The sequence below is a fragment of the Reyranella sp. genome, from assembly GCF_004297405.1.
Taxonomy (GTDB): Bacteria; Pseudomonadota; Alphaproteobacteria; order Reyranellales; family Reyranellaceae; genus Reyranella.
This window is the reverse complement of record NZ_SCVC01000042.1, coordinates 87793-113403: the sequence shown is the minus strand read 5'-3', so window position 1 is coordinate 113403 and position 25611 is coordinate 87793. Positions and strand designations below refer to the sequence as shown.

Below are 25611 nucleotides of genomic sequence, written 5' to 3'. Positions count from 1 at the left end.
CTAACGCTCCGCAAATTCGAGAGTGAGATGGGCGGCCTCCGACGGCGGCACGATCAGGCGGCCGGAATCGGGCTTCAGCAGCTTTACGCCGTTCTTCTTCAGCAATGCCTCGCAGGCCGCGAGGTTCTCGACGCGCACGCTCAGCAGCGCCGGATGGTCGCCCGGCCGAACCGGCGTGACGCCGGGATAACGCGCCAGGTAGTCCTTGCGCGAAAGATAGTGGATCGGCTGGGTCCCCGTGTTGGCCACCAGCCCCTCGCCTTCGCGCTTGGTCGAGCCCTCGCCGAAGTACTTCTCGAGTTCCGGCGCCCATTTCGTCGGCTGCTCTGCGATCACCGTAACGCCCAGGATGCCCCGAGCGCCGTTGGGATGCTTCGCCCATTCCGGCCGGTAGACGAACTGCGGCGTGAGGTGGTCGCAGACAAAGAAACCGACCACCGGCATGTTGGTCTTGGGCACGCGCACTGTGCGGAACTTGGCCTGCTCCGTCTTGCCGTCGATCTCGACGGCCCGATCGAACGACAGCGGCTCGTCGGGATTGAGCCCGGCGGCCTTGAAGGCCTCGAAAGCGAGGTCAGCGCCGTCGGTCGCCAGCGCCACGTTGGCAAGCCCGCCACCTGCCTTCAGCCATTCCCGCCGCTCGGCGTTGAATTCCGTATCTTCGACGATGCCCAGAATCTCGAAATAGTCGGTGTCGAAGATCATGAGATGGTTGGCCGTGCCGAGCTTCTTGTGAAAGCCACGCGGCTGAACCTGGAAGCCGAGCTTGGTGTAGGCCGCCTCGGCAGCATCGATACCGTCGACCATGACCACGACATGGTCGAGACCTTTTACCGGCTGCTTCATGCCGGCCTCCGGCGCACCATGTTGATCCCCTTGGCCGTCATCACCAGTTCACCGTTCTGGTTGGTGGCGCTCCAATGCTCATGGATGACACCCATGTTGGGCCGGCTCTTCGACGGCACCTTGGATGCGCACTCGACCCATGCGGTCAGCGTGTCGCCTGGCCGTACCGGCTTCAGCCAGCGCAATTCGTCGAGGCCCGGCGAGCCCAGCGCCGTGCGCTTGTCGATGTAGTTATCGACGAACAGCCGCATCAGCTTGGCGGCGACATGCCAGCCAGAGGCGATGAGTCCACCAAACAGCGACGCCTTGGCGGCCTCGGCATCGATATGGAAACTCTGCGGATCGAACTGGCGGGCGAAGTCGACGATTTCGTCGGCTGTGAAGCTGGTCGAACCCAAGGGGTACTTCGTGCCGACGTCGTAATCTTCCCAATAGCGGGGGTTTTCGGACTGCATGGCCCCGGTCTTCGCAGAGCGGCGGCCGCCACGCAAGCATGTCCTCCGCCGCCTGCTGTGGTAGCCTGCTGGCGGAGCACAGAACCGATGAGCGATACAAACCTTGTCCGGCGGCTGACCACGATCATCGCGATCGATGTCGTGGCCTTCAGCACCATGTCGGCGCGTGATGAGGAGCATGCGCTGGCGCTGCTCGGTGCGCGCATGGATATCGCCGGCACACTCATCCGTCATCATCGCGGCCGCGTCTTCAAGTTGACGGGCGACGGGTTGCTCGCCGAATTCGCGAGTCCGGTCGAGGCCGTCCGCGCTGCTCTCGAAATTCAAGAGGCCATGCGTTCGGCCAACGCGACGTCCGGCGAGAACGACCAACTCAACTTACGCATCGGCATCAACCTCGGTGACATCGTCGAGAGCGGCGACGATCTGATGGGCGATGCCGTCAACGTCGCGGTGCGGCTGGAATCGATTGCTACGACGGGCGGCATCTGTGTGTCGTCCTCAGTCTACGAACAGATCACCGGCAAGCTGATGCTGGGCGCCGAGGATATCGGCGACCAGCATGTCAAGAATATCCCACGGCCGATCCATGCCTATCGGCTGACCCTCGATGGCGGCAAGCCTACACCGCCTCACCCGGCGCATGAGGCGGCCAAGGCCAGCCCGCGATCGCGCGTCCTGCTGGTCGGCGGCATCGTCACCGCCTTGGCCATCGTCGCGATCGGGGGCACCTTCTATCTGCGTCAGGGGCCCACCTCGGGCGCGGCGCAGACGGCCCAGCCGACCTCCGCCACACTTGTTCCCACTCCGCCCGCCTCAGTCGCGGCGGTCCCGCCTGCTGCTTCGGCGACCACGCCCGCTGCAACGCCGCCGCCTGCCGCTACCGCGGCACCCCAACCTCGCTCGTTCGTGCCAAAAGAGGTGCCTTTCGTTCCCGACTTCCGGTCACGGGCACTCGAGAGCTATGCCAGCGCCGCCGACTCGAAGGCGTTCGCACTGAACGTCCGAGGCATCTTCGCCATGGCCACCCGCCGCATCGATGACGCCACGGCCCGACGCGTTGCCCTCGAAGAATGCAACAAGGCCGTCCAGCGCGACGTGCCGGTCATGCGCGACTATGACCGCTGCATGATCTACGCCGTGGGCAACGATGTTGTCTGGTCGTTCCGATCGCCCGCGATGCCGCCGCCCCCTTACGTCCCGGCGGCGCGTCCCAACCCGCCGATCCCCTTCGATCCGGCAACGGCGCCGCTGATCAACGCGCCGGCGCGCAAGAACCTCGAAGAACACTATTTGAAATCGGATCGCAGCCGGGCGCTTGTCCTGGGACACAATCGCTTCGATTGGTGGACGCCGAGCCAGAACGACCAGGATGCCATCCGGCGCAACCTGCAGATCTGCGGCCACCTGACGGGGCGGCCCTGCGTCGTCTACGCGTTGAATAATGAAACACTCGTGCGCACACCGCAGACCATGCGTCCCGTCAATGTCCTCATCCCGCAGGATATTGGGAGCATCACGCCGGATCAGCGTCAGGCTCTCGACCAGTATCTGATCGCCAATGACTGGCGGGCTCTCGCGCTCTCTAGCAATGGCCGCGTGGGGATCGTGAGCGGCAAGACCAGCGAGAGCGAGGCAACTGCAGAGGCCTTGCGTATCTGCACTCAGAGCGGTGGCTTGGACTGCGCCATCAACTCCATCGGGCCGTTCCGGGTCGCTCCGAATTAGGGCTCGTCAATCGGCCAGGGCTTGGCCGAAGCGCTTGGCGATTTCCTCCAGCATGACCTCGGAAGCACCGCCGCCGATCGCCTGCACACGAGCGTCGCGGGACATGCGTTCGACCGCCGTCTCACGCACGAAGCCCATGCCGCCGTGGAACTGCACACAGTCGTAGAGCACCTCGTTCACGAGATCGCCCGCCAGTGCCTTCACCATAGATACCTGCGCGACACAGTCCGCGCCCTGCGCATCGAGCCAGGCCGTGTGATGAACGAGCTGGCGCGCCGCCTCGACCTCGGCCAGCCGCCGTGACAGACGCTGGCGGATCGCCTGCTTGTCCCAAAGCGGCTTGCCGAAGGCGGTGCGCTGGCTGACATGATCGAAGGTCAGACGGATGGCCTCGCGCGCCTCCGCCATTGCCATGGCGCCGATCACCAGCCGTTCGGTCTGGAAGTTGGCCATGATCGAATAGAAGCCGCGATTCTCCTCGCCTAGCACGTTTTCCGCCGGCACACGGCAATCCTCGAAGATCAGCTCGGCGGTGTCGGAGCTGCGCCAGCCGGTCTTGTCCAGCGCGCGGCCAACCTTGAAGCCCGGCATGCCCTTCTCGACGATGAAGATGGTAATGGCGCGCGAGCCCTTGGCCTCGCGATCGGTCTTGGCGGCGATGAAGTAGAGATCGCCATGCACGCCATTGGTGATAAACATCTTGGCGCCGTTCAGGACGTAGTGATTGCCATCGCGCACGGCGCGCGTGCGGATGCCGGCAACGTCCGATCCCGCGCCGGGCTCGGTGACGCCGACGGCAGTGATGCTCTTCCCCGCAATGATTCCGGGCAGATACTTCTCAAGCTGCCGCTTGGTGCCGAAGCGGACGAGGTGCGGGCTCGCCATATCGGTATGGACCAGCACGGTGATGGCGAAGCCACCATGGGTCGATCGTCCGACCTCCTCCGCCAGTACTACCGACGCCCGCGCATCCAGCCCTGCTCCCCCTAACGCTTCGGGCACGCGCAGGCCGAAAAAGCCAAGCTCACCCATTTGCGCCAGCACGTCGCGCGGCACGAACCCCGCCTCCTCCCATTTCGGGCCGTGCGGCTTCACCCGCTCGTCGACGAAGCGCCGGAGCTGGGCGCGGATGAGGTCATGTTCTTCGGTGAAGATCGGGTGTGCCATTGCGGCGGAATGCTACACTCCGGCCATGTCACGCGACAAACGTTTGCAAGATCGCTCGATCTATCCGCACTGGTGCAGCGACACCGTTCGCTTCTCCGACCAGGATGCCGCCGGCCACATCAACAACGTGGCGCTCTGTGCCTATCTCGAGACGGCCAGGCTCACCTTCAGCCGCGACATGGGCATGATGCAGCGTGGCGACGATGGCGTCCGCGGCATCTCGGCCGGCATGACGGTGAGCTTCCTGGCCGAGTCGCATTGGCCTGGCCAGATCGAGCTCGGAACAGGTGTCCTGAAGGTCGGCACCAGCTCGGTCACGGTCGCTTCCGCTGCCTTCAAGGACGACCTCTGCATCGTGGCCGCTGAAATGACCATGGTCCGACTCAAGGGCAAGGCGCCCCACCCGATTGGGGACGCCTTGCGGGAAAAGCTGGAAAAGTACCGTTTAAAGGGCTTTTAGGCCGGTTTGCCGGCCATACTTGACCGGCCAGGAACGGCCCCCTATCTTTGCGTCTGCGAGTAAGTCGCAAGAGCACGGGAACGCCGCCAGGCATGTACATCTGCATCTGCAAGGCTATTCGGGAACGCGAAGTCGACGCTGCCGTCCGGGCAGGAGCCCGTCGCCCCTCTGACGTCTTCCGGGCCTGCGGCAAGAGCCCCCAATGCGGGACCTGCGCCTGCGACATGCGCGAGCGTATTGCTCACACCATCGCCCACGAGCGGACCACTCAGACCCTGCTCGCCGCAGACTGACGAGCCCCGCTCGTCAGCTTGATTCCTTGCCCTCGCCGATCTGGGTCTGCAGGTAGTTCTGCTCGCCCACCTTCTCGAACAGGCCGATCTCCGTTTCGAGGAAGTCGATGTGCTCCTCGGCATCTTCGAGAATATCGACCACGATCTCGCGGCTGACATAGTCCTTAGACGTCTCGCAAAGAGTCACGGCCGCGACCAGCGCCGTACGCGCCGCGGTCTCAAGCTTGAGATCGGCCGCTAGACACTCGGACACCGTCTCCCCGACCGCCAGCTTGCCGAGATCCTGGAGGTTGGGCAGGCCATCGAGCAGAAGGATGCGCTGGATGAGCTTGTCGGCGTGCTTCATCTCACCGATCGACTCTTCGTAGATCTTCTTGCCGAGACGGTCGAAGCCCCAGTGCTTCATCATACGGGCGTGGAGGAAGTACTGATTGATCGCCGTCAGCTCGTTCTTCAGGAGCTTGTTCAGTTCGGCGATGATCTGTTGATTGCCTTTCACGGCGAACCTCCTCTGATTGAGTAGGTTCTTACAGATACTCATGGAAACAGGCGACGCAACCGAAGAGTGCGCAAGTAATAACCGTTCGCTGAAAAAACTGCGCTTAACACCTCATGAACGAGCAACTGGTTCTCACTTGCTGTGCGGAGCCCGTTTCTGGCGGTCGTCGACCGTCCAACACACCGTGACAAGCACCATCTCCGCCGCGAAATTTCTCGGCGGTAAAACCCGACCAGCACTATGGCAAACGCGACCTTTTCACCCAGGTTGCGGTGAAAACCGCAACGTCATAGCCATCCGCGACGTCATATGATTCAGAACGTTCATGTTGAACGCCGCCCGCCCGGGAGATTCCGGGCCAGCCGTAAGGATACGCGTCATGCCTCTCGACAAAGCCAAGCCCAATTTCACCTTGCCGCCGCTGCCCTACGCTGACGACGCGCTGGCGCCGGTCGTGTCCGCCAACACCATCTCGTTCCACTACGGCAAGCATCACAAGGCTTACGTCGACAAGCTGAACGAGCTGGCGGCCGGCACGGACTATGCCGAGCTGTCGCTCGAGGACGTCATCAAGAAGTCGGCCAAGGACGAGAAGGGCAAGGCGATCTTCAACAACGCTGCCCAGATCTGGAACCACACCTTCTATTGGGATTCGATGTCGCCCAAGGGCGGTGCGCCCACCGGCAAGATCAAAGCCGCGCTGGACGACAGCTTCGGCGGCCTCGATGCCTTCAAGGCGGCCTTCAAGGCGGCGGCCGTCGGCCAGTTCGGTAGCGGCTGGGCCTGGTTGGTGAAGGGCAAGGACGGCAAGCTCAAGATCGAGACCACTGCGAACGCCGATACGCCGATCGCCCATGGCGGCACGCCGCTCCTGGTCGCCGACGTCTGGGAGCACGCCTACTACCTTGACTTCCAAAACCGTCGCCCCGACCACATCCAAGCTTGGCTCGACAAGCTCGCGAACTGGTCGTTTGCCGAAAAGAACCTCGGCTAAGCCAGTGTCCGGCCGGAAGGAACCAAGCGAGGTCTCGTCCGGCCGGACCCAATTCCGATCCCTACTCAGTAGCGAAATGTCAGATTGAGCGAGCCGAACTGCTGAAAGCGCTCGCGTTCGAAGAATTCCGGCGTCCGCAGCACCTGCGTGTAGGACAGGCGCACTCCACGATAGAGAATAGCGAGCCCGAACTGCAGCTCGCCGACAAACGGCCGATGCGAGACGCGCAGGCTGTTCCCGTCCGTGTTGCCGTCGAGAAAGATATTCCGCGCAACAGCCGTGCCGTCGAAGCCGGCAAACAAATACCAGCCGAAACTACCATCACCGATGAACGCCTCCGAGCCTGGCAAAGCCGGCCGGGCGCGTGTCGGGCCGAAATCGTCTCGCAGATTCTTGCCGATGCGCGCCGTGCCCCCGACACCGGCGTAGGTCGCGACATTGCCGAGCGACGCGCCGATGCGCGGAATGAAATCGACTTCGAGCTTGGGATCCTCGATCAGCACCGCGCGGCCGGTGCGCCAGCGCCGCTCGAAGGAGAGTCCGAGGGTCGGCTCGTTGTGGAGCTGATTGGCCCAACCGTAGCTTTTCGCGACGCCGATCAGCGTATGGAAGTTGTTCTGCACGAACTCGCCGCCAGCCGCGGGACCGATAACGCCGACATCGAGTTGAAGCGTGTCGAGCCGGATCGGCTCGTCGATACCCGTCTTCGGATCGTGGCGCTTGTAAGTGTACTGCAAGGCGAAGCTCGCATAGAGCCAGGCCGCATAAGGGCGATCGTTATAGATCGGCTGCGAGGTGAACACGTTCTCGGGTGTGTACATCGCCTGGCCGATCGAGAGCGCGAAGCGGCGGATCACCGAGTCGGGAGTAGCTTCACCGAGGAAGGTCGGCACGGTGGTGAGGGCCACGAAGCCCGGCGACATTTCAGTGATCGCGGGCGACAGCCAGCCGACCCGCACGCCGCTCGTATAGTCGCGATCGGAGGGCCGGATGCGATTGAAAACATCGTTTTCAATCTGGATCGTGTAAATGCTGCGCCGCTCATCTTCGGTCGCCGACGGAGGGATTAACTGGGCGATCGCAGGAGCCGTAGTGGCGATGAAAGCAGCCAGCATCGGCACCGCGGCGTTGACGAAGCGGCGTTTCATCCCGGGAAAACGCCGGGCAGTCGAGCAGGTTGCCGCTACCTTTCGTTCACGGGGGCAGCGCGATCCCAGAGTTCGGATCGCCAGTAGAGACCGATCGCCAAGGTGAACACGATGCCGAGGACGCTGTAGAGCGTGCCGGTGGTGGCAAAACCCACCCGCTCGACGATCGGCCCTGACAACAGCAGGCCCATGGGCAGCCCGTAGACAGCAAGCATGCGCACACCCATGACGCACCCTCGCAGCGCAGGATTGGTGACCCTGAGCAGGATCACCGCCATCGGGATCATGCAAAAGCTCTGCGCGAAGCCAGCAACGAACAGAACCGCTTCTCCGGCAAGCGGCGTCGTGATCCACGAGAAGATAAGATTGAGGGACAGCCAGATCACCGTGCAGACGAGCATGGTGCGCGCAGGCCTGACATGGGCGCCATACAGCGAGATGGTGATCGAGCCCGCCAGCGCGCCGCCGGCGAAGCTCGCGATCAACCACCCCAGTCCCGTCTGGTCGAGGCCGTAGATGTCCTTGGCGACATAAGCCAGTAATGAGCCAACCAGCGGATAGGCTGCGAAGTTCACCAGAAAGGCCAACAGCATCACAGCGCGCACGACTGGCGTCGACCAGACATAGGCGAAGCCCTCGCGCAGTGCGCGTAGTGGCGAAAGCACCACTTCACTTTCACCCAGGACGCGCACGCGCCGGATGCCGACGCCGAAGGTGAGCGCGAGGCACACCGCATAGACGCCGCAGACCGCGATATAGGCCTGGCCCGACCCAAGCGCTGCCACCAGCGCTGCTCCAGACAGGGCTCCAACGACGCGCGCCGAATCGGCCGTGGTGCGGGACACGCCCATGGCGCGCATCAGATAATCGGCCGGCATGGTCTCGCCGACGATCAGGTTACGCAGGGTGATGTCCGACGGCCGCACCAACCCCATGATCGTGGCCAGCGCAAAGACCGGCACCGGACTGGCGAGGTCGGCCAGGAAGAGAACCATCAGGGCCGACGCCAGCACCAGATAGGTGAACCGCATCAGCAGCAGGACGGTGCGATTGCCGATGCGGTCTCCTGCCATGCCGAACAGCGGCGAAATGAGCGTGCCCAGGAACTGGAGGGAGCCGAAGACGGCCAACGCCAGGACCGAGTCCGTCACCACCAGGACGAACCAGCCCAAGATGACGCTTTCCATCTCGAAGGCCCAGGAGGCAAGGAGATCGGAAGGCCACTGGAAGCGAAAACTACGGATCCGGAAGGGTGCCAGCGCCGGCACACGCGCGATGAAACTCACGTCTTATTCGTTCCCTCCCCCTGCGTTTTTGTCTCCAGGACGCTCGGGGCAGGTCAGGCTGCGCTTTCAGGTCACAGACTGCAATAATCTCCTTGGCATGGCCCTTAGGCACTAATGGGCAGGCTTAGGGCCCAAAAACCCCAAAGCTTGTGCCTCTATTCCGAGAGACTCGGTGCGAAACTGTATTCTCGCAGTTGCGTTGCGAGGCCGCTCAGAGCATTGTGCAGGAGATGCCGTCAAGCGGTAGAAGCGCACTGTGGGCCGCACGCGGGTTTTTGGCTTGGAGAAATCCGCGATGGGCGGTGTTGTGACCCGGACGACTTTTCAGCTAATTCTGATCAAGCCGACGCACTACGACGACGATGGTTATCCGATCACATGGTTGCGATCGCATATTCCGTCGAACACCCTGGCCGCTCTTTACGGCCTTGGAGCTGATTGCCGCCAGCGTCAGGTCCTGGGCGCGGATGTCGACATCGTCATCAAGCCTTTCGACGAGACCAACACGCGCGTACGCGCCGATCGCATCATGCGCGACCTCAAGCGCAGCGGCGACAAGGCGCTGATCTGCCTAGTCGGCGTACAGAGCAATCAGTTCCCGCGCGCAACCGATCTCGCCCGCCAGTTCATCAAAGGCGGCTTCTCGGTCGCGATGGGCGGCTTCCATGCCGCCGGCTGCCTCTCAATGCTTCCCGTCATCCCGCCGGAGATCCAGGCGGCGATGGACATGGGCGTCTCGATCTATGCGGGCGAAGCCGAGGAAGGCCGGCTCGACGAAGTGTTGCTCGATGCCTGGAACGGCACGCTGAAGCCCCTCTACAACTACATGAACGATCTGCCGGGCATCGAAGCGGCCCCGACGCCGCATCTGCCGCCGGCAGCCTTGGCGCGCAACGAGGGTCGCAAGTCGAGCTTCGACCTCGGCCGCGGTTGCCCGTTCCAGTGCTCGTTCTGCACCATCATCAACGTGCAGGGCCGCAAGAGCCGCTTCCGCACGCCCGACGACCTCGAGGCGATCGTCCGCGAGAACTACAAGCAGGGCATCACGTCGTTCTTCATCACCGACGACAACATGGCCCGCAACAAGCATTGGGAAGCCTTCTTCGACCGGCTGATCGAGCTGCGCGAGAACGAAGGCATCTGCGTGTCGCTGATCATCCAGGTCGACACCCAGTGCCATCGCATCCCGAACTTCATCCATAAGGCGCGCTGGGCCGGCGTCTATCGCGTGTTCATCGGGCTCGAGAACGTCAACCCGGACAATCTGCTCGCTGCCAAGAAGCGCCAGAACAAGATCACTGAATATCGCAAGATGCTGCAGGCCTGGCACACCAGCGGTGCCTCGACCTGGGCGGGCTACATCCTGGGTTTCCCTGGCGATACGCGCGAATCGATCCTGCGCGACATGGAGATCATCAAGAAGGAGCTGCCGCTCGACATCCTCGAGCTGTTCATGCTCACGCCGCTGCCCGGTTCCGAGGACCATCAGACGCTCTGGAAGCAGGGCGTGTGGATGGACCCGGACCTCAACAAGTACGACCTCCATCACCGCGTCGTGCATCATCCGAAGATGAGCGATGCGGAGTACGAGCAGACCTACCGCGACGCTTGGCGCACCTACTACACGCCCGAGCATATCGAGACAGTGGCCAAGCGCCATGGCTCGATTCCTGGCCGCAACCCGGCCGAGCCGGCCCAGTTCATGACCATGTTCAAGATCATGTTCGAGGCTGAGGGAGTCCATCCGCTCGAAGGCGGCGTGGTGCGCATGAAGTACCGCCGCGATCGCCGCTATGGCATGCCGATCGAGTCGGTCGGCGTGTTCCACTGGAAGCTGGCACTCGAAACCGTGCGGAAGCTCAAGATCTACGGCCGCCTGGCCTGGCAGGGCTGGCGCATCGGCCAGAAGGTCAAGAACGACCCCAAGCGCCACGAATACACCGATCTCGCGCTACAGCCGGTCATGGACGACGATATGGACAAGCTCTCGCTGTTCGCCGACACGGCGGGGGGCGGTGCGGCCGTCAACAAGCGTCGCGGCGAAGATCTGGCCCGCGCCAAGATTGCGGCCCAGCAGAATCAGCGTCTCGCTGCAGCCGAATAACCGGCTCTCCACCCCGTGCCGATAGGCCCGCCTGCCGGCTGGCTGTATGATGAGGCATGGACGAAGAGACCCTGTCCCGCGTCTATGACGATCCGCTGGCTCATTGGTTCGTCACCGAAGCCTACCGGATCACCGACACGACCGAACTGATCGCCGCCACCGGGGAGCAGATCGTGGCGGCCGGGCTGCCGCTCTACCGGCTCGCCTACTTCCAGCGCACCCTGCACCCCGAATTCTCGGGCAAGGGCTATTTCTGGCGACGGGGCCGTGGTGTCGAAGTGGACTCGGTCCCGCATGGCTTCCAGGCTGGCGCCGACTATCGCGACAACCCGCTGCCGGCCGTCTACGAGCATCGCAAGATCTTCCGCTTCCGGCTCGAAGGCGAGGAGCCGCAGGCTCCCGTGCTACGCCAGCTCAAGAGCGAGGGTGCGACGGATTATGTGGCGTTGCCTCTCTTCTTCACCGGCGGCCATATCGATGCGCTCAGCATCGTTTCGGACCGGCCGGGCGGCTTCACCGGCAGCGACCTCGATCGCCTGTATCTGCTCCACTTCGCCTTCACGCGCATCGTCGAGACGCACTCATTGCGCGATACCGCAACCAACCTGCTCGACGCCTATGTCGGCCGCGCCGCCGGTGAGCGCATTCTGGCCGGCGAAGTGAAGCGCGGCGAAGGCCAGACGATCGAGGCCGTGATCTGGTACTGCGACCTGCGCGGCTTCACGCGCACCTCGGACGTCCTGCCACGCGACTCCGTCATCTGCCTGCTCAACGACTATTTTGGCGCCATGGGCGCCGCCGTCACGTCGGCCGGTGGCGAGATCCTGAAGTTCATGGGCGATGCCATGCTGGCGATGCTGCCCATCCCCGATCCGGCCGGGCGGGCGGCGACGGTGAGCCGTGCCGTGCACGCGGCTTCCGTGGCTGCTCAGTCGATTGCCGTGTTGAACGGTTGCCGAGTCGCGACCGGCGAACAGACCTTGAAATTCGGCCTGGCGCTCCACCTCGGCGAGGTGATGTTCGGCAATATCGGCGCCAGCCGGCGGCTCGACTTTACGGTGATCGGCCCGGCGGTGAACTACGCCGCGCGACTGGAAAAGATCACGACCGTCGCGGGCTGCCCGATCGTGCTGTCACAGGCGGTCGCGGAACTGCTGCCTCGCGACGCCGTTCAGCCGCTCGGGCGGCATACCCTGAAGGATATCGACCAGCCGCAGATGGTCTATCGGCTGGGCGACATGCCGGGCTGAGCCCTCGCTAGTGCAGGACCGGCGGCTTCACTTCGTTGAGGCCATCGGCCTCGGTCGCGGAAATGGTGGTGCGCACCATCGAGCGTTCCTTGGTGTAGTCCCAGGGACGGCCCCGATGGAGCATGGCCCGGTTGTCCCACATGACGGCATCGCCGGTCCGCCACTTGTGGGTGTAGACGAACTCCGGCCGTGTCGCCTCGTCGAGAAGCTGCGCCAGGAGCTGGCGCGCGTCACGATCGTCCATGCCGTCAATCGCGTAGGCGTGGCTCGCGACATAGAGGGCGCGCCGGTCGTTGCTCGGATTGCGCCAGTTCATCCGCCAGCGCACCGGCGGCAGCGCCTTGCGCTCCTCGGCATTGGCGAGGTCAGGGTGAATCTGGTCGCGGCTGTTGGCATAGGAGTGCGTAGCCACGGCATTCTTCAGCCGGTTCTGCAAATCCGGCGGCAGTCGCTCCCAGGCAAGCCGTGTCGAGGTGAATTCGGTGTCGCCATCCTCACCCGGCAGAACGCGCGCCGTCAGGACCGACGCCAGCGCCGGCGTCTTCTTGAACGACGAATCGGTGTGCCAAAGGGCATTCGCCTTCGCGACCAGCACCTGACGATGATCGAGCGGCACGATCTCGCCCTGCGGTCCGACATTGGTCAGGCGGGAATAGAAGCTGTTGGCGCCCACCGAAGCGGCCTTAGTGAGCTCGAGCGGCCCGAAGGCGCGGCTATAGGCCACCTGAATGTCATCGGCGATTGTCTGATTGCGGAACACAAGGAGGGAATGAGTCTCGAACGCCGTACGCACAGCCTTGTAGGCCTCGGCGTCGATGGCGACATCCAGCAGGCTGACGCCCTTCACCTCGACTCCGAATCCGGGTCCCAGTGGAACCAGCTCCATCGCGTTCCTCCTCGCGGTTATCTTTCTGGCCGGGATTTTATCGCAACGTCCCAAGGGCCGGCTATAGTAAGAACCCTGCACCCTAGGCATTGCTGACACCCGATGGCCGTTCGCTCCTCTTCGTCGCCCCCGCCCCGTCTCGCCTTCGTCAGCGCTGCCACCCCACCCGCCCGGGAAGCCAAGGCGCGGCTGGAAAAACGCTATGGCAAAGTGACGACGGCCGACGCCGATATCGTCGTGGCACTGGGCGGCGACGGGCTGATGCTGCAGGCCCTGCATCACAACATGCGCCGGCTGAAGCCGATCTATGGCATGAACCTCGGCACGGTCGGCTTCCTGCTGAACACCTACAGGGAAATCGGCCTGCTGGATCGCCTGAAGAAAGCGCGCCAGGTGACGCTGAACCCGCTGCGCATGATCGCGATCAACACCCGCGGCCGGGCCACCGAAGTCACGGCGATCAACGAGGTGTCGCTGCTGCGGTCCAGCCGCCAGACTGCTCGCATCGCGGTCGCCGTCGACGGCAAGAAACGCCTACCCGAACTCCATTGCGACGGCGTTTTGGTGGCGACGCCCGCCGGTTCGACCGCCTACAATCTCTCTGCTCATGGGCCGATCCTGCCACTGGGCGCGGGCCTGCTGGCGCTGACGCCGATCAACGCCTTCCGTCCGCGGCGCTGGCGGGGCGCGTTGCTGTCGCGCACCAGCCGTGTCGAATTCACCATCCTCGACCCGCGCAAGCGGCCCGTCGCCGCGGCCGCGGATTCCGTCGAGATCGCCAATGTCGTCAAGGTGACGGTGACCGAGGCGACCGACATCCGCCTTACTTTGCTGTTCGATCCCGAGCACGACCTCGAGGAGCGTATCCTCAAGGAGCAGTTCGTTCCTTGAGCAGCAAGGACGTCTCTTTCAAGCCGGAGAAGAAGACGACGATCGGCCACGATGGCTATGGGCCCTTGGTGTTGGCCATCGCCATCGGCACGGCCGGCGGCTTCGTCTTCGACTGGCTCAAGATGCCGCTGGCCTGGATGCTGGGCGCCTGCGTCTTCGCTACGGTTGCCGCGTTCTTCGGCTTGCGCATCGGCATGAAGGTCCGGTTGCGCCAGGGCATGATCATCGTCCTGGGTGTGCTGCTGGGATCAGGCTTCACACCCGAACTCGTGCAGCGACTGGGAGAGTGGGCAGTCAGTCTCTGTGTGCTCACCGGCATGACCATGACCGGCGCAATGCTTTGTTACGCGTGGCTGCGGCGCACGACCGACTGGGACAAACCGACCTGCTACTTCGCCGCCATGCCGGGCGGGCTGAATGACATGACGATCATGGGAGGCGCGATGGGCGGCGAAGAGCGCGCCATTGCCCTCGCCCATGCGCTCCGCATCCTGACCGTCGTCCTCACCATTCCTGTCTGGTATCGGCTGGTGAACGGCGCACAAACCAGCGTACTCGCCATGGTGCATGGGCCCAGCGGCAACGACTGGAAGGATTATGCCGTCCTGATCGCCTGCGGCGTCGTGGGTGCCGTCGCGGGCCGCCTGCTGCGCCTGCCGGCGAGCTTCATGATGGGCCCCATGATCGTGAGTGCACTGGCGCATCTCGGTGGACTCACCAATTCCCAGCCCCCTGGCTTTCTGGTCGCCGCGGCGCAGGTCGTGGTCGGCACCGCCATCGGTTGCCGCTTCGTCGGCGCGGCGCTCGACCGGCTGCACAAGGAGATGGCGGCCTCGATCGGCGCCGCCCTGATCCTGATCGGCTGCGCCGTGATCTTCGCCAAGATCACCGTGGCGCTCACCGGCCTCAACCTCGACGCCACCGTGCTGAGCTATGCGCCCGGCGGCTTCGCGGAAATGAGCCTGATCGGACTGGCCCTAGGCATCGAGATCGCCATGGTGGCGACCCATCACCTGTTTCGGCTGTTCCTGATCATCTTTACCGGTCCGCTGGTCTTCAGGACATTCCTGAAGCACGATCATTAGGCCCTGACGGTGATCCCGCCATCGACGACCAGAAGGTGGCCGTTGACGTAAGCTGCCTCGTCGGAGGCCAGGAACAACGCGGCGTTGGCCGTATCCCAGCCCGTGCCCATCTTGCCGGTGGGCGACGCGCGGTCGCGGATGGCGATCATCTTGTCGTAGGCCTGATTATGGTCCTTCTCGCCCTTGGCGTACTGCTCGGCCAGGAAGTCGATCATCGGCGTATGCATCAGGCCGGGCAGGATCGCATTGCAGCGGACACCCTTGTCGGCGTACTGCGAGGCAATGGCGAGCGTCAGTGAATTCACCGCCCCCTTGCTGGCATTGTAGGCGATGTAGGATACGCCCTTGGGGCTGCGGATCGAGGCGATCGAGCTCACGTTCACGATCGAGCCCTTGCCCTGCTTCTCCATCACCGGCAGCACGTGCTTGGCGGTCAGGAAGAAGCTCTTCACGTTGACGTCGAAGACGAGCTGCCACTCATCTTCGGACAGTTCGACCGGCCCGCCAGTCGAGCCGATGCCGACATTGTTGTCGAGAACATCGATGCGGCCCCATTTGGCGAGGCAGGCATCGACCATCGCCTTCACGCTGGCATTGTTGGACGCATCGGCCTCGAAGGCTGCGGCCTCGCCGCCTTCCTTGGTAATCAGGCCAACGGTCTCCTCGGCGGCGGCACGCTTGCGATCGACGCAGAAAACCTTGGCGCCTTCGCGCGCAAAGGTCACCGCCGTGCACTTGCCGTTGCCCCAGCCCGGTCCGCTCGAGCCCGCGCCGACCACGATCGCTACCTTGTCCTTCAGCCTGCCTGCCATTGCGTCACTCCCTTTGCAGGCAACCTAGCATGGGCCTGAGCCCCAGCAGCACGAGCCGCGAGTCCGGCATATCGCCCCACGGACCTTCGTCCCGTACGTCGAGCCGACGACCGACGAGATGGACGGTAAAGCGGCGATCCGGCGCATCGTCGAAGCGCACGATGCCTTTGGCGCGCAGCACGCCCTGCCGGGCATCACGCAGCAGGTCCATCAGCGCCTTGCGCGGCACCGGCTCACGCCACGTGTAGGACCAGCTTGCAAAATTGCTGGAGGGCGCCACGTCCGCCGTGACACCGTGGCGATCCAACCCGAAGAGAAGATCGAGCGGCACACTTGCGTGGCAAGCCTCGAAGATCGGCGCCGTGACCTGCTGGCAAAGCCAGTGGCGTGTCGCTTCGAGATCGGATGCGATATCGACCTTGTTCAGAACGAGAAGGTCGGCGGCGCGGATCTGCCGCTCCACCGTATCGGTCAAACGGCCGTCGGCTGCACGCTCGCGTACCTCGGCGGCATCGACCATCACGATCACCCCGTCACGCTCGAGCCGGGGCTCCAGCCCCGCCAGATCGGCGATACGGCCGGGGTCGGCCACGCCCGACGCCTCGACCACGATGTGGTCGAACCGCTCTGGGCGCTCCAGCAGACCGAGAAGTGTCGTCACCAGCGAGTCGCCGATGGTGCAGCAGAGGCAACCGTTGGCCAGCGCGACGGTATCGCCGCCATGCTCAGCGACGAGACGACCGTCGATATCGAGAGCGCCGAAATCGTTCACCAGTACGGCAAAACGCCGGTCCACTGTCTCGCGCAGCAGGCGGTTCAGCAAGGTCGTCTTGCCGGCCCCCAGGAAGCCACCAATGACGGTGAAGGGGATCACGCCTTCGGCGCCTCGAACACCTTGCCGCCCAGCACTGTGCCCCAAACCCCGACATCCTTGAGCTTCTCCGGCGCCACCTGCAGCGGATCGTCATCGAGGATGGCGAAGTCGGCGCGCTTGCCGACGTCGATGCTGCCCAGTTCCTCGTCGAGCTTCAGCGTGTAGGCTGCGCCGAGCGTGATCGCGCGCAAGGCATCGGCGACCGAAATCTTCTCCCTCTCTCCCAGGGTGCGGCCCGAGGCGGTGAGCCGGTTGACCGCACACCAGGCGGTGAACAGCGGTCCGATCGGCGTCACCGGGGCATCGCAGTGGATGGCGAACGGCACGCCCGTCGCCAGCGCCGTCCCGCAGGCATCCATGCGCTCGGCCCGCTCCGGCCCCAATGTCTTGGCGTAGTGAATATCTCCCCAATAGAAGAGGTGGTTGGCGAAGAGATTGGCGCACATGCCCAAGGCCTTCATACGGCGGAACTGGCCGGCATCGGCCATCTGGGCATGTTGCAGCGTGTGGCGATGGTCCCAACGCGGTGCTGCGATCAACGCCCGTTCCACGGCCTCGATCCCCACTTCGGAGGCCTCGTCGCCGTTGGTGTGGATATGCACCTGGAAACCCGCCTTGTGATAGGCGAGCAGGATGCGGTCGATATCGTCGGGACCGATGTTCCAGACACCGTTGGGCGTGCCGTCGTAGTAACCCGGCCAGCGCATGCGCGCCGACAGGCCCTGGATCGAGCCGTCGGTGACGATCTTCACGAGCTGGAACCGCAGCCGCTCATTGTTCTTCTTCATCAGCGCCTGCAGCCGCGGCACGCCATCGGCCGGCGCCACACTGCCCGCCGCGAAGGCCGGCAGGATACGGATCGGGAACTCCGCCGAGTTGGTGGCGTGGAGGTAACCCTCGACCGTGCTCTCCGGCAGGTCGTTGTGCAGATCGGTGGCCGTGGTCACGCCGGAGAGCTGCGCCACCTTGGCGAAGCGCCACACAGCCTCCTTGTCTGACAGGATGGCGGAGAGCTCCACGCCGGCGGCGCGATAGGCCAGATACTTGGCGGCCATCTCCTGCAGCTCGCCGGTCGGTTCACCTGCCGCATCCTTCACGATGCCATGGACATTGGTGTCCCGCGTGATCTTGGCCTTGGCGAGGACCAGCGAGTTGGCATTGGCGACATGGAAGTTGGAATGGATGATCACCACGGGGCGATCCATCGAAACCTTGTCGAGGTCGCTGCGGTCCATGCGCCGGCCGCCGAAATAGATCGGATCGAAGCCCCAGGCGAGCAGCGAGACGTCCTTGGCCAGCGTCTTTTCGTGCGCCGCCAGGGCCGCCACCACTTCCTCGATGCTCTTCAGCCCCTTGAAGCGCTTGCCCTCGGGGCTGATGCGATCGAAGTAGCCGACATAGGGGAACTTCCACACACCGCCCTCGAAGGCATGGCTATGGCCTTCGACGAAGCCGGGAAGGATCACCTTGTCCCGAAACCGCTCGTCGAGATCGAACTTGCCCCAGCCTTTGAGCTGATCGAGGGAACCGGCGCCCAGGATTCGGCCATCGCGCACCGCGACATGGGTGGCGAAGGGCTGGCTGGGATTCATCGTCAGGATGCGGCGGGCCGAATAGACAATGGTGCTCACGAGCGGGACTTCTTCTTTCGGGAGTGATGGGTAAGAGCGAGGCCAATGCAGTGGCGCAGTTCGCGCACCGGCAGGCGCTTGCCTGTCGTAAAGTGAAAGGCGCGCTCGCCTTCGACGTCGAACTTGTCGGGATAGAGTTCACGGAACTGGCCAACCAGACCGCTCTGGCAATGGAAGTAGATGGCGTAACCGCCTTCCTTGCCCTTCAGCCGGTCGATTCGCACGGTGGAGCCGCTGCCGGTTTCTTCTGTCAGGTAGCTGGGCTGCCCCCACTTGAGCGTCTCTGTGAGCTTGCCGACGCCCGGTGTGGCCGCCGCCACGCCAAACATCATCTCGCGCAGCTTCATCAAATCGGACCGCACCGGTGACGGATAGGCTTTGAACACGGCCGCCACTTTGGCGTCGTCGAATCGTCTCATGAGAGCAGCCTAACACGCCGCTGGCGGTGCGCGAGCCCGCATGGAATGCTTGGCTCGAAAAATCGGCCAAAGAAAAATCAGAAGGAGCGTTCATGCGTCGTCGAGCGTTCACGGCCTCTGCCCTGGCAGCCTTCGCCGCACCGGCAATCGCCCAGCAATGGCCGACCAAACCACTCCGCCTGGTTATCCCTTATCCACCCGGTGGCCCGTCGGATGTCTCCAGCCGGATCGTCATGGAACGCGCGGCCCATCTCCTCGGCCAGTCGATCCTGTTTGACAACAAGGCCGGTGCCTCGGGCATGATCGGTGCGGAGTTCGTGAAGAACCAACCGGTCGACCATCACACCTTCCTGACGACCACGACGGCGATGGTGTGCATCACGCGCTACCTGCAGCCGATCCCCTTCGATCCGGACAAGGACATCGTGCCGGTGTCGCGCATGACGACCTCGTGGGGCGCCTTCGCCATTCATCCCTCGGTGCCGGGCAACACCGTCGCGGAGTTCGTGGCCTACGCCCAGGCCAATCCCGGCAAGATCAACTACGGTTCGGCCGGGCTCGCCACCATCACCCATCTGTTTGGCGAGATGCTCTGCCTCGAGGCCGGCATCAAGATGACCCACGTGCCCTATCGCGGCAGCGCACCCGCGACCAACGCGCTGCTGGCCGGCGAAATCCAGGCGCAGTTCGACCAGACGACGTTGCCGCATATCAAGGCCGGCAAGCTCAGAGCGCTGGCCATGCTGGCCGAGGTGCGCCATCCCGACTTTCCCGACGTACCGACCCTGCGGGAAACGGGATACGGCAAGGAGGGTGGCGATTCCTGGTTCGGCATCCTCGCTCCCGCCGGCACCTCGCCCGACGCCGTGGCCCGGCTCGACAAGGCGATTGCCGAGGCGCTGCGGGCACCCGACATCATCGAGAAGACCCACAATGGCGGGATGCGGGTAACCTATCTCAATCCCGTCGACTTCCGAGCTCGCATCGGCAGCGAGAGCCGGATGTTCGGCAGCATCATCCAGAAGGGCAACATCAAGCTCACCTGAACTAAGGTCCCGCCATGCCATCCCAGCCGCTGCGACATGCCGAGTATGACGATATCGCTGCCGAATATGCGGCCTCCAAACAGCTCCCCTTTCGCACTGTCGTCGAAGCGCCGACCCTGTTCCATCTGGCCGGCGACGTGCGGGGCCTCTCGGTACTCGACCTTCCCTGCGGCGACGGCACCTATTCGCGCGCCCTGGCGCGTCGCGGAGCGGCCTCGGTCCTTGGCATCGACCTGTCGAGCGCCATGGTCGAGCGGGCGCGGCAGACCGAGCGAGAGGCACCGCTCGGCATTTCCTATCGGGTCGGCGATGCCGCCGATCTGGGCACCGTCGGCGCGTTCGATCTCATCCTGGCGAGCTATCTCTTCAACTATGCGCGGACCCGCGCACAGCTCCTGGTCTTCGCCCGCGCGATCTACGCCAACCTGAAGCCCGGCGGACGGCTCGTCGGCATGAACGACAATCCGCGAACATCGCTCGACCGCTACGGTTCCTATGCAGCCTATGGCTTCGCGCGCGACGTCGAACGACCACGGCGCGAAGGCGCCCAAGTTCGCTACTCCTTCTTCAAGCCGGATGGGACGAGCTTCGGCTTCGACAATTTCTGGTTGGCACCGCAAACCTACGAAGAGGTCTTCGCCGAAGCCGGCCTGGCCGGTTTTCGCTTCGTCGACCCCATAGCGGTTTCGCCGGAGGGCGAAGACTGGAGCAGCTTCCTGGGTGATTGCCCGATCACCGGGCTCGCGGCACATCGGCCCGGTTAGACCAGACTCGCGGCCACAGGCAGGACAGCAGCAACGCTGCCAGCAACCCTCCTCCCGCCGTCACGAACGCGAAGCGGTAGCCGGCCAGAAAGCCCGCCATGCCGGCAAATCCCTCGGCGCCGCGGGCCTGCAGCGCCGTCAGGACCGAAGCACCTCCCACGATGCCCAGCGTTCGCGTCAGCAGTGAGAGACTGCCAGCGACACCGCGGTCGCGCGGCGGCAGGGTCGCGGTCACGATGTCCGTATAGGCAACCGTAAGCAGACCCTGCCCGATCCCTTCGAGCACCAGCAGGGACGCCACCAACAGCACGGGTGTGTCGATGCCGGTGAAGCCCAACGGCAGCAATCCCAACCCGACCAGTGCCACGCCAGCAAAGACCGTTGGGCGCTGACCGATGCGGCGGACAAGGAAGGCCGACAGCGGCGCGCCGGTCAGGCTGCCACCAAAAGCCATAGCGAGCACGATGCCGCTGCCCAACGGCGTCAGCTTCAGCACATTCGTCAGGTAGTAAGGCGTCAGCAGCAGGATCGAGAAGCCCGCCAGATTGGCGAGCACGTTGAGCACATTGGGAACGGCAAACCGCGCGTCGGCGAACAGCGCCGGCCGGATGATGGGCTCAGGGACGCGGTCCGCGTGGCGCACATAGAGAACCAGCAGCACCAGCGCGATCACCAGAAGGCCGAGCGCCCAGGCACCCGCCACCTCGCGGCGCTGCGACAGCACCAACGACAGGAGCAGCGTGCTCATGCAGGCGGCCAGCAAGACGGCGCCCAACGCGTCGAATGGACGTGCATCCGGCTTCGGCGACGGCAAGAGACCGGTGAGCGCCAAAGTCGCGAGCGCAATGGGCACGCGGACCCAATAGACGGCCGGCCAGCCCCAGACCTCGACCAACACGCCACCCAGGAAAGGGCCGACGGCTGCGGCCAGCGCCATGGCACTGGCGAACCCCGCCAGCGCCTTCGTCCGCTGACTTTCGGGAAAGAGCGAGGTGGCGAGCGCCGGTGTGCAGGCGAGCGCCAGTGCCGTGCCCACTCCCTGCCCGGCCCGCGCCCACAGGAACAGCGACCAGTCGGGTGCCGCGGCGCAGGCCGCGCAACCCACGGCAGAGATGAGGAGGCCGATGCGAAAGAGCAGCCGATGGCCGAACAGATCGCCCAATTTGCCGGCGACCAGCATCAGCGAACCGTAGACCAGCACGTAGCAGATCACCAGCCACTGCACGTCGCCCAGGGCGAGCTTGAAGTGGCCGGTGATCGCCGGCAGCGCGACGTTGACGGCAATGTCGAGCGGCGCCAGCGACGCACCGAGCCCGACGATGACGAGGCCGAGTTGAGGGCGCGTCACTTGCGACGCGCGCCCCTCATCAGAGATGCTTGCCCAGGAAGGCCAGCATGCGCTCCCAGGCGGCGTTGGCCGATTTCACGTCGTAGGCCTCGCTGCGCTCGTTGGAGAAGGCGTGCGCGGCGTCGTAGCGGAAGATCTCCGGGCTCTGGCCCGCGCCCTTCATCGCCTTCTCGAGGTCATTGACGGCGGCCGGCGTGCACCAATCGTCCTTGTTAGCGAAGTGACCCTGCAGCGGCACCTTGATCTTGGCGGGATCGGCGAGCTGTCCCGGCGGAATGCCATAGAACGGCACGCCGCAGGAGATGCCGCCGATGCGGGCACAGGCCGCGATGGTGAGCGCGCCACCCATGCAGAAGCCCATCACGCCGACCTTGCCGCTGAGATCAGCCAGATGCTTGACCGCTCCGGCGATGTCCTGGTCCGAGGCACCGACGAAGTCGAGGCCGCTCATCATATGGTTCGCCTCGTCGGGCTTCTGCGTCACGCGGCCCTTGTAGAGGTCGGGCGCCAGCGCGTTGTAACCGGCGCGCGCGAAACGATCGGCGACGCCGCAGATCTGGTCGTTGAGGCCCCACCATTCCTGGATCACGACGATGCCGGGCTTACCCTTGCCGGCCTCGGCCAGATAACCCTTGCAGGTCGAACCGTCGGGCCGCTTGAAGTCGATCATCGCCATGTCTCGTTCCTCCTCCTAGAGGCGCAGAGCTTAAAGGAGCTTGCGCAGTTCCGTCTTGAGAATCTTGCCGTAGTTGTTCTTCGGCAGAGCTTCCACGAACTTGTAATCCTTCGGCCGCTTGAAGCGCGCAATATTGTCGAGGCAGAGCTGGTCGAGTTCGCCCGGTGCCAGCGACGCCGTTCCCCGCTTTACGACGAAGGCCACGACCTCCTCGCCCCATTCGGGATGTGGCCGGCCAACCACAGAGCATTCGGCAACGGCGGGATGGAGATTAAGGACATCCTCGATCTCGCGCGGATAGATGTTGGAACCACCGGAGATGATCATGTCCTTGGAGCGGTCCTTCAACGTCAGCAAACCTTCTTCATCGAAGGCGCCGACATCGCCGGTCCACAGCCAGCCGTCGCGCAGCGATCGCGCCGTCGCTTCGGGATTGTTCCAATACCCCGCCATCACGGGATCGCCCTTGCAGATAATCTCACCGACCTCGCCGACAGGAAGCTGACGCCCCTCCTCGTCGACCACCCTCACCTCCATGCAGGAATCGGCGCGACCGGCCGACGCCAGCCGTTGCTCCCACCGCGGATGCTGGCGGTCCCAGTGATATTCCCTTGAGAGATGCGTGATGGTCATTGGGCTCTCGCCCTGGCCATAGAGCTGCATCAGCTTGTTGCCCAGGAGGTCGAGCGCGCGCTTGAGGTCCGCGACATACATCGGCGCGCCGCCATAGGTGATCAGCCTCAACGCCTGCGGCTGGAGATCGGCGACGCTGCCATGCTCGATCAGGCGCTTCACCATCGTGGGCGCGAGAAAGATGCTGCACTCCGGCCAACGGTTCATCAGCTCGACCGTCTCGGGCACTTCGTACTTGCCGCTCTCGGGAAACACCTGAACCGAGCCACGCCCAACCATGGGGAAATTCCAAAGGCCCGAGCCGTGGCTGATCGGCGCGGCATGCACTATCGAGCCGCCGGGCGGTGGGCGGTCGGCATCGGCATAGTAATTCAGCGTCATCGCCAGAAGGTTGCGATGCGTGAGCGTGGCCCCCTTGGGCCGCCCCGTCGTACCCGACGTATAGAACAGCCAGGCCGGATCGGTCGGTTCGGTCGACACCACGGGGCTGGGATCACCAACTTCCATGAAAGTGTAGGAGCGCGTGGTAACGTCCACGATCTCCTTGAGGTCCGGCGCCTCCTTGGCCGCCTCGGCAATCGTCTCAGCCAGGTCCGGCGTCACGAAGCAGATCCTGGCGCCCGAGTTCTCCAGGATGAAAGCGAACTCCCGAGCATGCAGCTTGGCGTTCATCGGCACCGCGCAAAGCCCGGCATGCCAGACCGCGTACATGACCTCGATCGCTTCCACGCAATTGGTCATGGCAAACGCCACGCGGTCGCCGCGCTTCAGCCCGAACCGGCCGGTGAGATGCGTGCTCATCACCGAAACCTTGCGCCAGAGGTCACGGTACGTGAGGTAGGGAGTCGTGCCCCGCGCCAACGCGGGAAGGTCGCGGAATTCCTGCGCGGAACCCAGAAGCAAATGGGCGATATTCATGCGGGATCAATCCTCAGGCGCGTGACTATTGCAGGCAGGGCAGCAACCTTGCAATGTGCGCCGCATGCAGGATTTCGATTTCGCCATCATCGGCGCCGGCATCGCCGGGGTTTCCGCCGCCTATCATCTCGCGCCCCATGCGAAAGTGGTCATTCTCGAGCGCGAGCATGTTGCTGCTTATCACACGACCGGCCGTTCCGCGGCGCTTCACTCGGAGACCTATGGCAGCGCGGAAATCCGGGCCATCACCGTGGCCTCGGGCCACTTCTATCGCCAGCCGCCACAAGGTTTCTCGGATCATCCGCTGCTCACGCCGAGGGGCGCGCTGATCGCCGGCCGGGTCGAACAAACGGAAGCATTGCAGAAAGCCGCCGCCGATTATGCACGGCTGGTGCCGAGCGTACGCTGGCTCGATCCCGCTGAAGCCTCGCACGTGCAGCCGCTGTTCAAGCCCGAGCATGTGGCCGGCGGCGCGATCTTCGAGCCCGAGGCCGACGACATGGACGTTGCCGCTATCCATGGCGGCTTCCTCAAGGGTGCGCGCGCCGCTGGTGGCGTGTTGCGGCTCAATGCCGAAGTCGCAGCTCTCGAGCGCAAAGACGCACGCTGGGCGATCCGCCTCGGCGATGGCGAGACGATCCATGCCGCCAACATCGTGAACGCCTCGGGTGCCTGGGCCGATGTCGTGGCCGGTCTCGCCGGCGCCAAGCCAGTCGGCCTGGTCCCGAAGCGGCGTACGGCCTTCACCTTCGACGCGCCGCAGGGACTCGATCTGACGAAGCTGCCCATGGCCATCGACTTCGACGAGACCTGGTACATCAAGCCCGAGGTCGGTCAGTTCCTCGCCTCGCCGGCCGACGAAACGCCGTCGGAGCCTTGCGATGCGCAGCCCGAAGAGCTCGACATTGCCATTGCCGTCGATCGCATCGAGACGGCGACCTCGCTGCAGATCCGCCGCATCAAGAACAAATGGGCGGGGCTCAGGAGCTTCGTCGCCGACAAGAATCTCGTCGCCGGCTACGATCCCAAGATCGAGGGCTTCTTCTGGTTGGCTGGCCAGGGCGGCTACGGTATCCAGACTGGCTACGCTGCCGGCCAACTCGCTGGCAGCCTGGCACTCGGCAAGGGCTTACCCTCCAGCGTCGCCGAACTCGGTGTTACCGAAGCGGCTCTTTCGCCGGCGAGGTTCGCCGCCTAAGGTCGCGCCCGCGATGCCCGCTTGATGGAATTGGTAGACATACAGGACTTAAAATCCTGAGGCCGCAAGGCCGTGCCGGTTCGAGTCCGGCAGCGGGTACCACCTCGATAACAAGTAGCTCGCGGGCCGGTCGCCACTCCGGCTGGCCATGTTTGGCTACCTACGCACCGTGAGGTCATGGCCGCTGCAATCCGGATATC

25 protein-coding genes and 1 tRNA gene are annotated in these 25611 nt (G+C 64.1%); 12 read left to right on the top strand and 14 right to left on the bottom strand.

All coding sequences use genetic code 11. The features are described 5' to 3' along the window. Positions 1 to 846, bottom strand: a complete 846-nt coding sequence (locus EPO50_RS26705) for a VOC family protein (RefSeq protein ID WP_296349287.1) — start codon at positions 844 to 846, stop codon at positions 1 to 3. After that, the gene (locus EPO50_RS26700; protein WP_296349285.1) at positions 843 to 1301 is read right to left on the bottom strand and encodes a MaoC family dehydratase; all 459 of its coding nucleotides are present in this window, start codon (positions 1299 to 1301) and stop codon (positions 843 to 845) included. Before EPO50_RS26700 ends, EPO50_RS26705 begins: the two co-directional genes overlap by 4 nt. A gap of 87 nt (positions 1302 to 1388) precedes the next feature. Between EPO50_RS26700 and EPO50_RS26695 the strand changes: the two genes are divergently transcribed. Continuing rightward, positions 1389 to 3029 (top strand): adenylate/guanylate cyclase domain-containing protein, encoded by a 1641-nt coding sequence (locus tag EPO50_RS26695; protein WP_296349283.1) that lies wholly within the window; start codon positions 1389 to 1391, stop codon positions 3027 to 3029. A 6-nt stretch (positions 3030 to 3035) separates the two neighbouring features. Here the strand turns inward: EPO50_RS26695 and EPO50_RS26690 are convergent, their stop codons facing one another. Further along, a complete protein-coding gene (locus EPO50_RS26690; protein ID WP_296349282.1) occupies positions 3036 to 4196 on the bottom strand; it encodes an acyl-CoA dehydrogenase family protein in 1161 nt (386 codons plus the stop codon). Positions 4197 to 4221: 25 nt separating this feature from the next. Between EPO50_RS26690 and EPO50_RS26685 the strand changes: the two genes are divergently transcribed. Together EPO50_RS26685 and EPO50_RS31580 are read left to right on the top strand one after the other, a co-directional pair. Then, positions 4222 to 4656 carry a thioesterase family protein gene (locus tag EPO50_RS26685; protein ID WP_296349280.1) on the top strand — a complete coding sequence of 145 codons (435 nt, stop codon included), beginning with the start codon at positions 4222 to 4224 and terminating at the stop codon, positions 4654 to 4656. A 92-nt stretch (positions 4657 to 4748) separates the two neighbouring features. After that, the gene (locus EPO50_RS31580; protein ID WP_083855952.1) at positions 4749 to 4949 is read left to right on the top strand and encodes a (2Fe-2S)-binding protein; all 201 of its coding nucleotides are present in this window, start codon (positions 4749 to 4751) and stop codon (positions 4947 to 4949) included. Positions 4950 to 4962: 13 nt separating this feature from the next. Here EPO50_RS31580 and bfr read toward each other — a convergent pair whose 3' ends face one another. After that, the gene (bfr, locus tag EPO50_RS26680) at positions 4963 to 5448 is read right to left on the bottom strand and encodes a bacterioferritin (protein ID WP_296349276.1); all 486 of its coding nucleotides are present in this window, start codon (positions 5446 to 5448) and stop codon (positions 4963 to 4965) included. 379 nt (positions 5449 to 5827) lie between these two features. Here bfr and EPO50_RS26675 point away from each other — a divergent pair, with 379 nt between their 5' ends. Continuing rightward, positions 5828 to 6442: a superoxide dismutase gene (locus tag EPO50_RS26675; RefSeq protein WP_296349274.1), complete on the top strand. Its 615-nt coding sequence runs from the start codon at positions 5828 to 5830 to the stop codon at positions 6440 to 6442. Positions 6443 to 6507: 65 nt separating this feature from the next. Here the strand turns inward: EPO50_RS26675 and EPO50_RS26670 are convergent, their stop codons facing one another. Further along, entirely contained in the window at positions 6508 to 7590 is a 1083-nt protein-coding gene (locus tag EPO50_RS26670; RefSeq protein ID WP_296349272.1) for a lipid A deacylase LpxR family protein, read from the bottom strand. A 35-nt stretch (positions 7591 to 7625) separates the two neighbouring features. Further along, positions 7626 to 8876 (bottom strand): MFS transporter, encoded by a 1251-nt coding sequence (locus EPO50_RS26665; protein WP_296349270.1) that lies wholly within the window; start codon positions 8874 to 8876, stop codon positions 7626 to 7628. Between the two features lie 295 nt (positions 8877 to 9171). Between EPO50_RS26665 and EPO50_RS26660 the strand changes: the two genes are divergently transcribed. Both EPO50_RS26660 and EPO50_RS26655 read left to right on the top strand, forming a co-directional pair. Next, positions 9172 to 10980 (top strand): radical SAM protein, encoded by a 1809-nt coding sequence (locus tag EPO50_RS26660; protein ID WP_296349269.1) that lies wholly within the window; start codon positions 9172 to 9174, stop codon positions 10978 to 10980. A 56-nt stretch (positions 10981 to 11036) separates the two neighbouring features. Then, positions 11037 to 12230, top strand: coding sequence for an adenylate/guanylate cyclase domain-containing protein (locus tag EPO50_RS26655; RefSeq protein WP_296349267.1), 1194 nt, complete (start codon positions 11037 to 11039; stop codon positions 12228 to 12230). Positions 12231 to 12237: 7 nt separating this feature from the next. Here the strand turns inward: EPO50_RS26655 and EPO50_RS26650 are convergent, their stop codons facing one another. Beyond that, positions 12238 to 13116 carry a TauD/TfdA family dioxygenase gene (locus tag EPO50_RS26650; protein WP_296349263.1) on the bottom strand — a complete coding sequence of 293 codons (879 nt, stop codon included), beginning with the start codon at positions 13114 to 13116 and terminating at the stop codon, positions 12238 to 12240. A 102-nt stretch (positions 13117 to 13218) separates the two neighbouring features. On the opposite strand from EPO50_RS26650, the gene EPO50_RS26645 reads away from it, so the two are divergent. Together EPO50_RS26645 and EPO50_RS26640 are read left to right on the top strand one after the other, a co-directional pair. Continuing rightward, positions 13219 to 14007, top strand: a complete 789-nt coding sequence (locus EPO50_RS26645) for an NAD kinase (protein WP_296349261.1) — start codon at positions 13219 to 13221, stop codon at positions 14005 to 14007. Then, positions 14004 to 15092 carry an AbrB family transcriptional regulator gene (locus EPO50_RS26640; protein ID WP_296349259.1) on the top strand — a complete coding sequence of 363 codons (1089 nt, stop codon included), beginning with the start codon at positions 14004 to 14006 and terminating at the stop codon, positions 15090 to 15092. The genes EPO50_RS26645 and EPO50_RS26640 overlap by 4 nt, the downstream gene beginning before the upstream one ends. Here EPO50_RS26640 and EPO50_RS26635 read toward each other — a convergent pair. The 4 genes from EPO50_RS26635 to EPO50_RS26620 are packed head-to-tail and all read right to left on the bottom strand — an operon-like array spanning position 15089 to position 18828. Next, positions 15089 to 15904 (bottom strand): SDR family NAD(P)-dependent oxidoreductase, encoded by an 816-nt coding sequence (locus EPO50_RS26635; RefSeq protein WP_296349256.1) that lies wholly within the window; start codon positions 15902 to 15904, stop codon positions 15089 to 15091. The genes EPO50_RS26640 and EPO50_RS26635 overlap by 4 nt on opposite strands. Positions 15905 to 15908: 4 nt before the next feature. Next, positions 15909 to 16778 carry a GTP-binding protein gene (locus tag EPO50_RS26630; protein ID WP_296349254.1) on the bottom strand — a complete coding sequence of 290 codons (870 nt, stop codon included), beginning with the start codon at positions 16776 to 16778 and terminating at the stop codon, positions 15909 to 15911. Then, entirely contained in the window at positions 16775 to 18409 is a 1635-nt protein-coding gene (locus tag EPO50_RS26625; protein ID WP_367268065.1) for an amidohydrolase, read from the bottom strand. Before EPO50_RS26625 ends, EPO50_RS26630 begins: the two co-directional genes overlap by 4 nt. Then, positions 18406 to 18828 (bottom strand): DUF1801 domain-containing protein, encoded by a 423-nt coding sequence (locus EPO50_RS26620; protein WP_296349252.1) that lies wholly within the window; start codon positions 18826 to 18828, stop codon positions 18406 to 18408. The genes EPO50_RS26625 and EPO50_RS26620 overlap by 4 nt, the downstream gene beginning before the upstream one ends. 92 nt (positions 18829 to 18920) lie before the next feature. Between EPO50_RS26620 and EPO50_RS26615 the strand changes: the two genes are divergently transcribed. Both EPO50_RS26615 and EPO50_RS26610 read left to right on the top strand, forming a co-directional pair. Continuing rightward, the gene (locus EPO50_RS26615) at positions 18921 to 19874 is read left to right on the top strand and encodes a tripartite tricarboxylate transporter substrate binding protein (protein WP_296349251.1); all 954 of its coding nucleotides are present in this window, start codon (positions 18921 to 18923) and stop codon (positions 19872 to 19874) included. 14 nt (positions 19875 to 19888) lie between these two features. Continuing rightward, on the top strand, positions 19889 to 20638 hold the full coding sequence (locus EPO50_RS26610) for a class I SAM-dependent methyltransferase (protein ID WP_296349249.1): 750 nt from the start codon (positions 19889 to 19891) through the stop codon (positions 20636 to 20638). Here EPO50_RS26610 and EPO50_RS26605 read toward each other — a convergent pair. From EPO50_RS26605 to EPO50_RS26595, 3 genes are read right to left on the bottom strand one after another with little or no spacing between them, the layout of a single operon-like run. Next, positions 20607 to 21986 (bottom strand): MFS transporter, encoded by a 1380-nt coding sequence (locus EPO50_RS26605; protein ID WP_296349247.1) that lies wholly within the window; start codon positions 21984 to 21986, stop codon positions 20607 to 20609. The two genes, EPO50_RS26610 and EPO50_RS26605, sit on opposite strands and share 32 nt — an antisense overlap. Before the next feature lie 19 nt (positions 21987 to 22005). Continuing rightward, positions 22006 to 22662 (bottom strand): dienelactone hydrolase family protein, encoded by a 657-nt coding sequence (locus EPO50_RS26600; RefSeq protein WP_296349245.1) that lies wholly within the window; start codon positions 22660 to 22662, stop codon positions 22006 to 22008. A gap of 30 nt (positions 22663 to 22692) precedes the next feature. Continuing rightward, positions 22693 to 24213, bottom strand: a complete 1521-nt coding sequence (locus EPO50_RS26595; RefSeq protein WP_296349243.1) for an AMP-binding protein — start codon at positions 24211 to 24213, stop codon at positions 22693 to 22695. Between the two features lie 64 nt (positions 24214 to 24277). Between EPO50_RS26595 and EPO50_RS26590 the strand changes: the two genes are divergently transcribed. Continuing rightward, positions 24278 to 25411, top strand: a complete 1134-nt coding sequence (locus EPO50_RS26590; protein ID WP_296349241.1) for an FAD-binding oxidoreductase — start codon at positions 24278 to 24280, stop codon at positions 25409 to 25411. A 15-nt stretch (positions 25412 to 25426) separates the two neighbouring features. Then, a tRNA-Leu gene (locus EPO50_RS26585) sits at positions 25427 to 25513 on the top strand. Positions 25514 to 25611 lie beyond the last annotated feature (98 nt).

Excerpts from the sequence above, each read along its gene's own strand:
- EPO50_RS26635 (WP_296349256.1), bottom strand. The coding sequence starts at position 15,904 with ATGGCAGGCAGGCTGAAGGACAAGGTAGCGATCGTGGTCGGCGCGGGC.
- EPO50_RS26590 (WP_296349241.1), top strand. The coding sequence starts at position 24,278 with ATGCAGGATTTCGATTTCGCCATCATCGGCGCCGGCATCGCCGGGGTT.
- EPO50_RS26610 (WP_296349249.1), top strand. The coding sequence starts at position 19,889 with ATGCCATCCCAGCCGCTGCGACATGCCGAGTATGACGATATCGCTGCC.
- EPO50_RS26660 (WP_296349269.1), top strand. The coding sequence starts at position 9,172 with ATGGGCGGTGTTGTGACCCGGACGACTTTTCAGCTAATTCTGATCAAG.
- EPO50_RS26700 (WP_296349285.1), bottom strand. The coding sequence starts at position 1,301 with ATGCAGTCCGAAAACCCCCGCTATTGGGAAGATTACGACGTCGGCACG.
- EPO50_RS26615 (WP_296349251.1), top strand. The coding sequence starts at position 18,921 with ATGCGTCGTCGAGCGTTCACGGCCTCTGCCCTGGCAGCCTTCGCCGCA.
- EPO50_RS26650 (WP_296349263.1), bottom strand. The coding sequence starts at position 13,116 with ATGGAGCTGGTTCCACTGGGACCCGGATTCGGAGTCGAGGTGAAGGGC.
- EPO50_RS26670 (WP_296349272.1), bottom strand. The coding sequence starts at position 7,590 with ATGAAACGCCGCTTCGTCAACGCCGCGGTGCCGATGCTGGCTGCTTTC.
- EPO50_RS26690 (WP_296349282.1), bottom strand. The coding sequence starts at position 4,196 with ATGGCACACCCGATCTTCACCGAAGAACATGACCTCATCCGCGCCCAG.
- EPO50_RS26685 (WP_296349280.1), top strand. The coding sequence starts at position 4,222 with ATGTCACGCGACAAACGTTTGCAAGATCGCTCGATCTATCCGCACTGG.
- EPO50_RS26675 (WP_296349274.1), top strand. The coding sequence starts at position 5,828 with ATGCCTCTCGACAAAGCCAAGCCCAATTTCACCTTGCCGCCGCTGCCC.
- EPO50_RS26655 (WP_296349267.1), top strand. The coding sequence starts at position 11,037 with ATGGACGAAGAGACCCTGTCCCGCGTCTATGACGATCCGCTGGCTCAT.
- EPO50_RS31580 (WP_083855952.1), top strand. The coding sequence starts at position 4,749 with ATGTACATCTGCATCTGCAAGGCTATTCGGGAACGCGAAGTCGACGCT.
- EPO50_RS26695 (WP_296349283.1), top strand. The coding sequence starts at position 1,389 with ATGAGCGATACAAACCTTGTCCGGCGGCTGACCACGATCATCGCGATC.
- EPO50_RS26620 (WP_296349252.1), bottom strand. The coding sequence starts at position 18,828 with ATGAGACGATTCGACGACGCCAAAGTGGCGGCCGTGTTCAAAGCCTAT.
- EPO50_RS26595 (WP_296349243.1), bottom strand. The coding sequence starts at position 24,213 with ATGAATATCGCCCATTTGCTTCTGGGTTCCGCGCAGGAATTCCGCGAC.
- EPO50_RS26645 (WP_296349261.1), top strand. The coding sequence starts at position 13,219 with ATGGCCGTTCGCTCCTCTTCGTCGCCCCCGCCCCGTCTCGCCTTCGTC.
- EPO50_RS26705 (WP_296349287.1), bottom strand. The coding sequence starts at position 846 with ATGAAGCAGCCGGTAAAAGGTCTCGACCATGTCGTGGTCATGGTCGAC.
- EPO50_RS26600 (WP_296349245.1), bottom strand. The coding sequence starts at position 22,662 with ATGGCGATGATCGACTTCAAGCGGCCCGACGGTTCGACCTGCAAGGGT.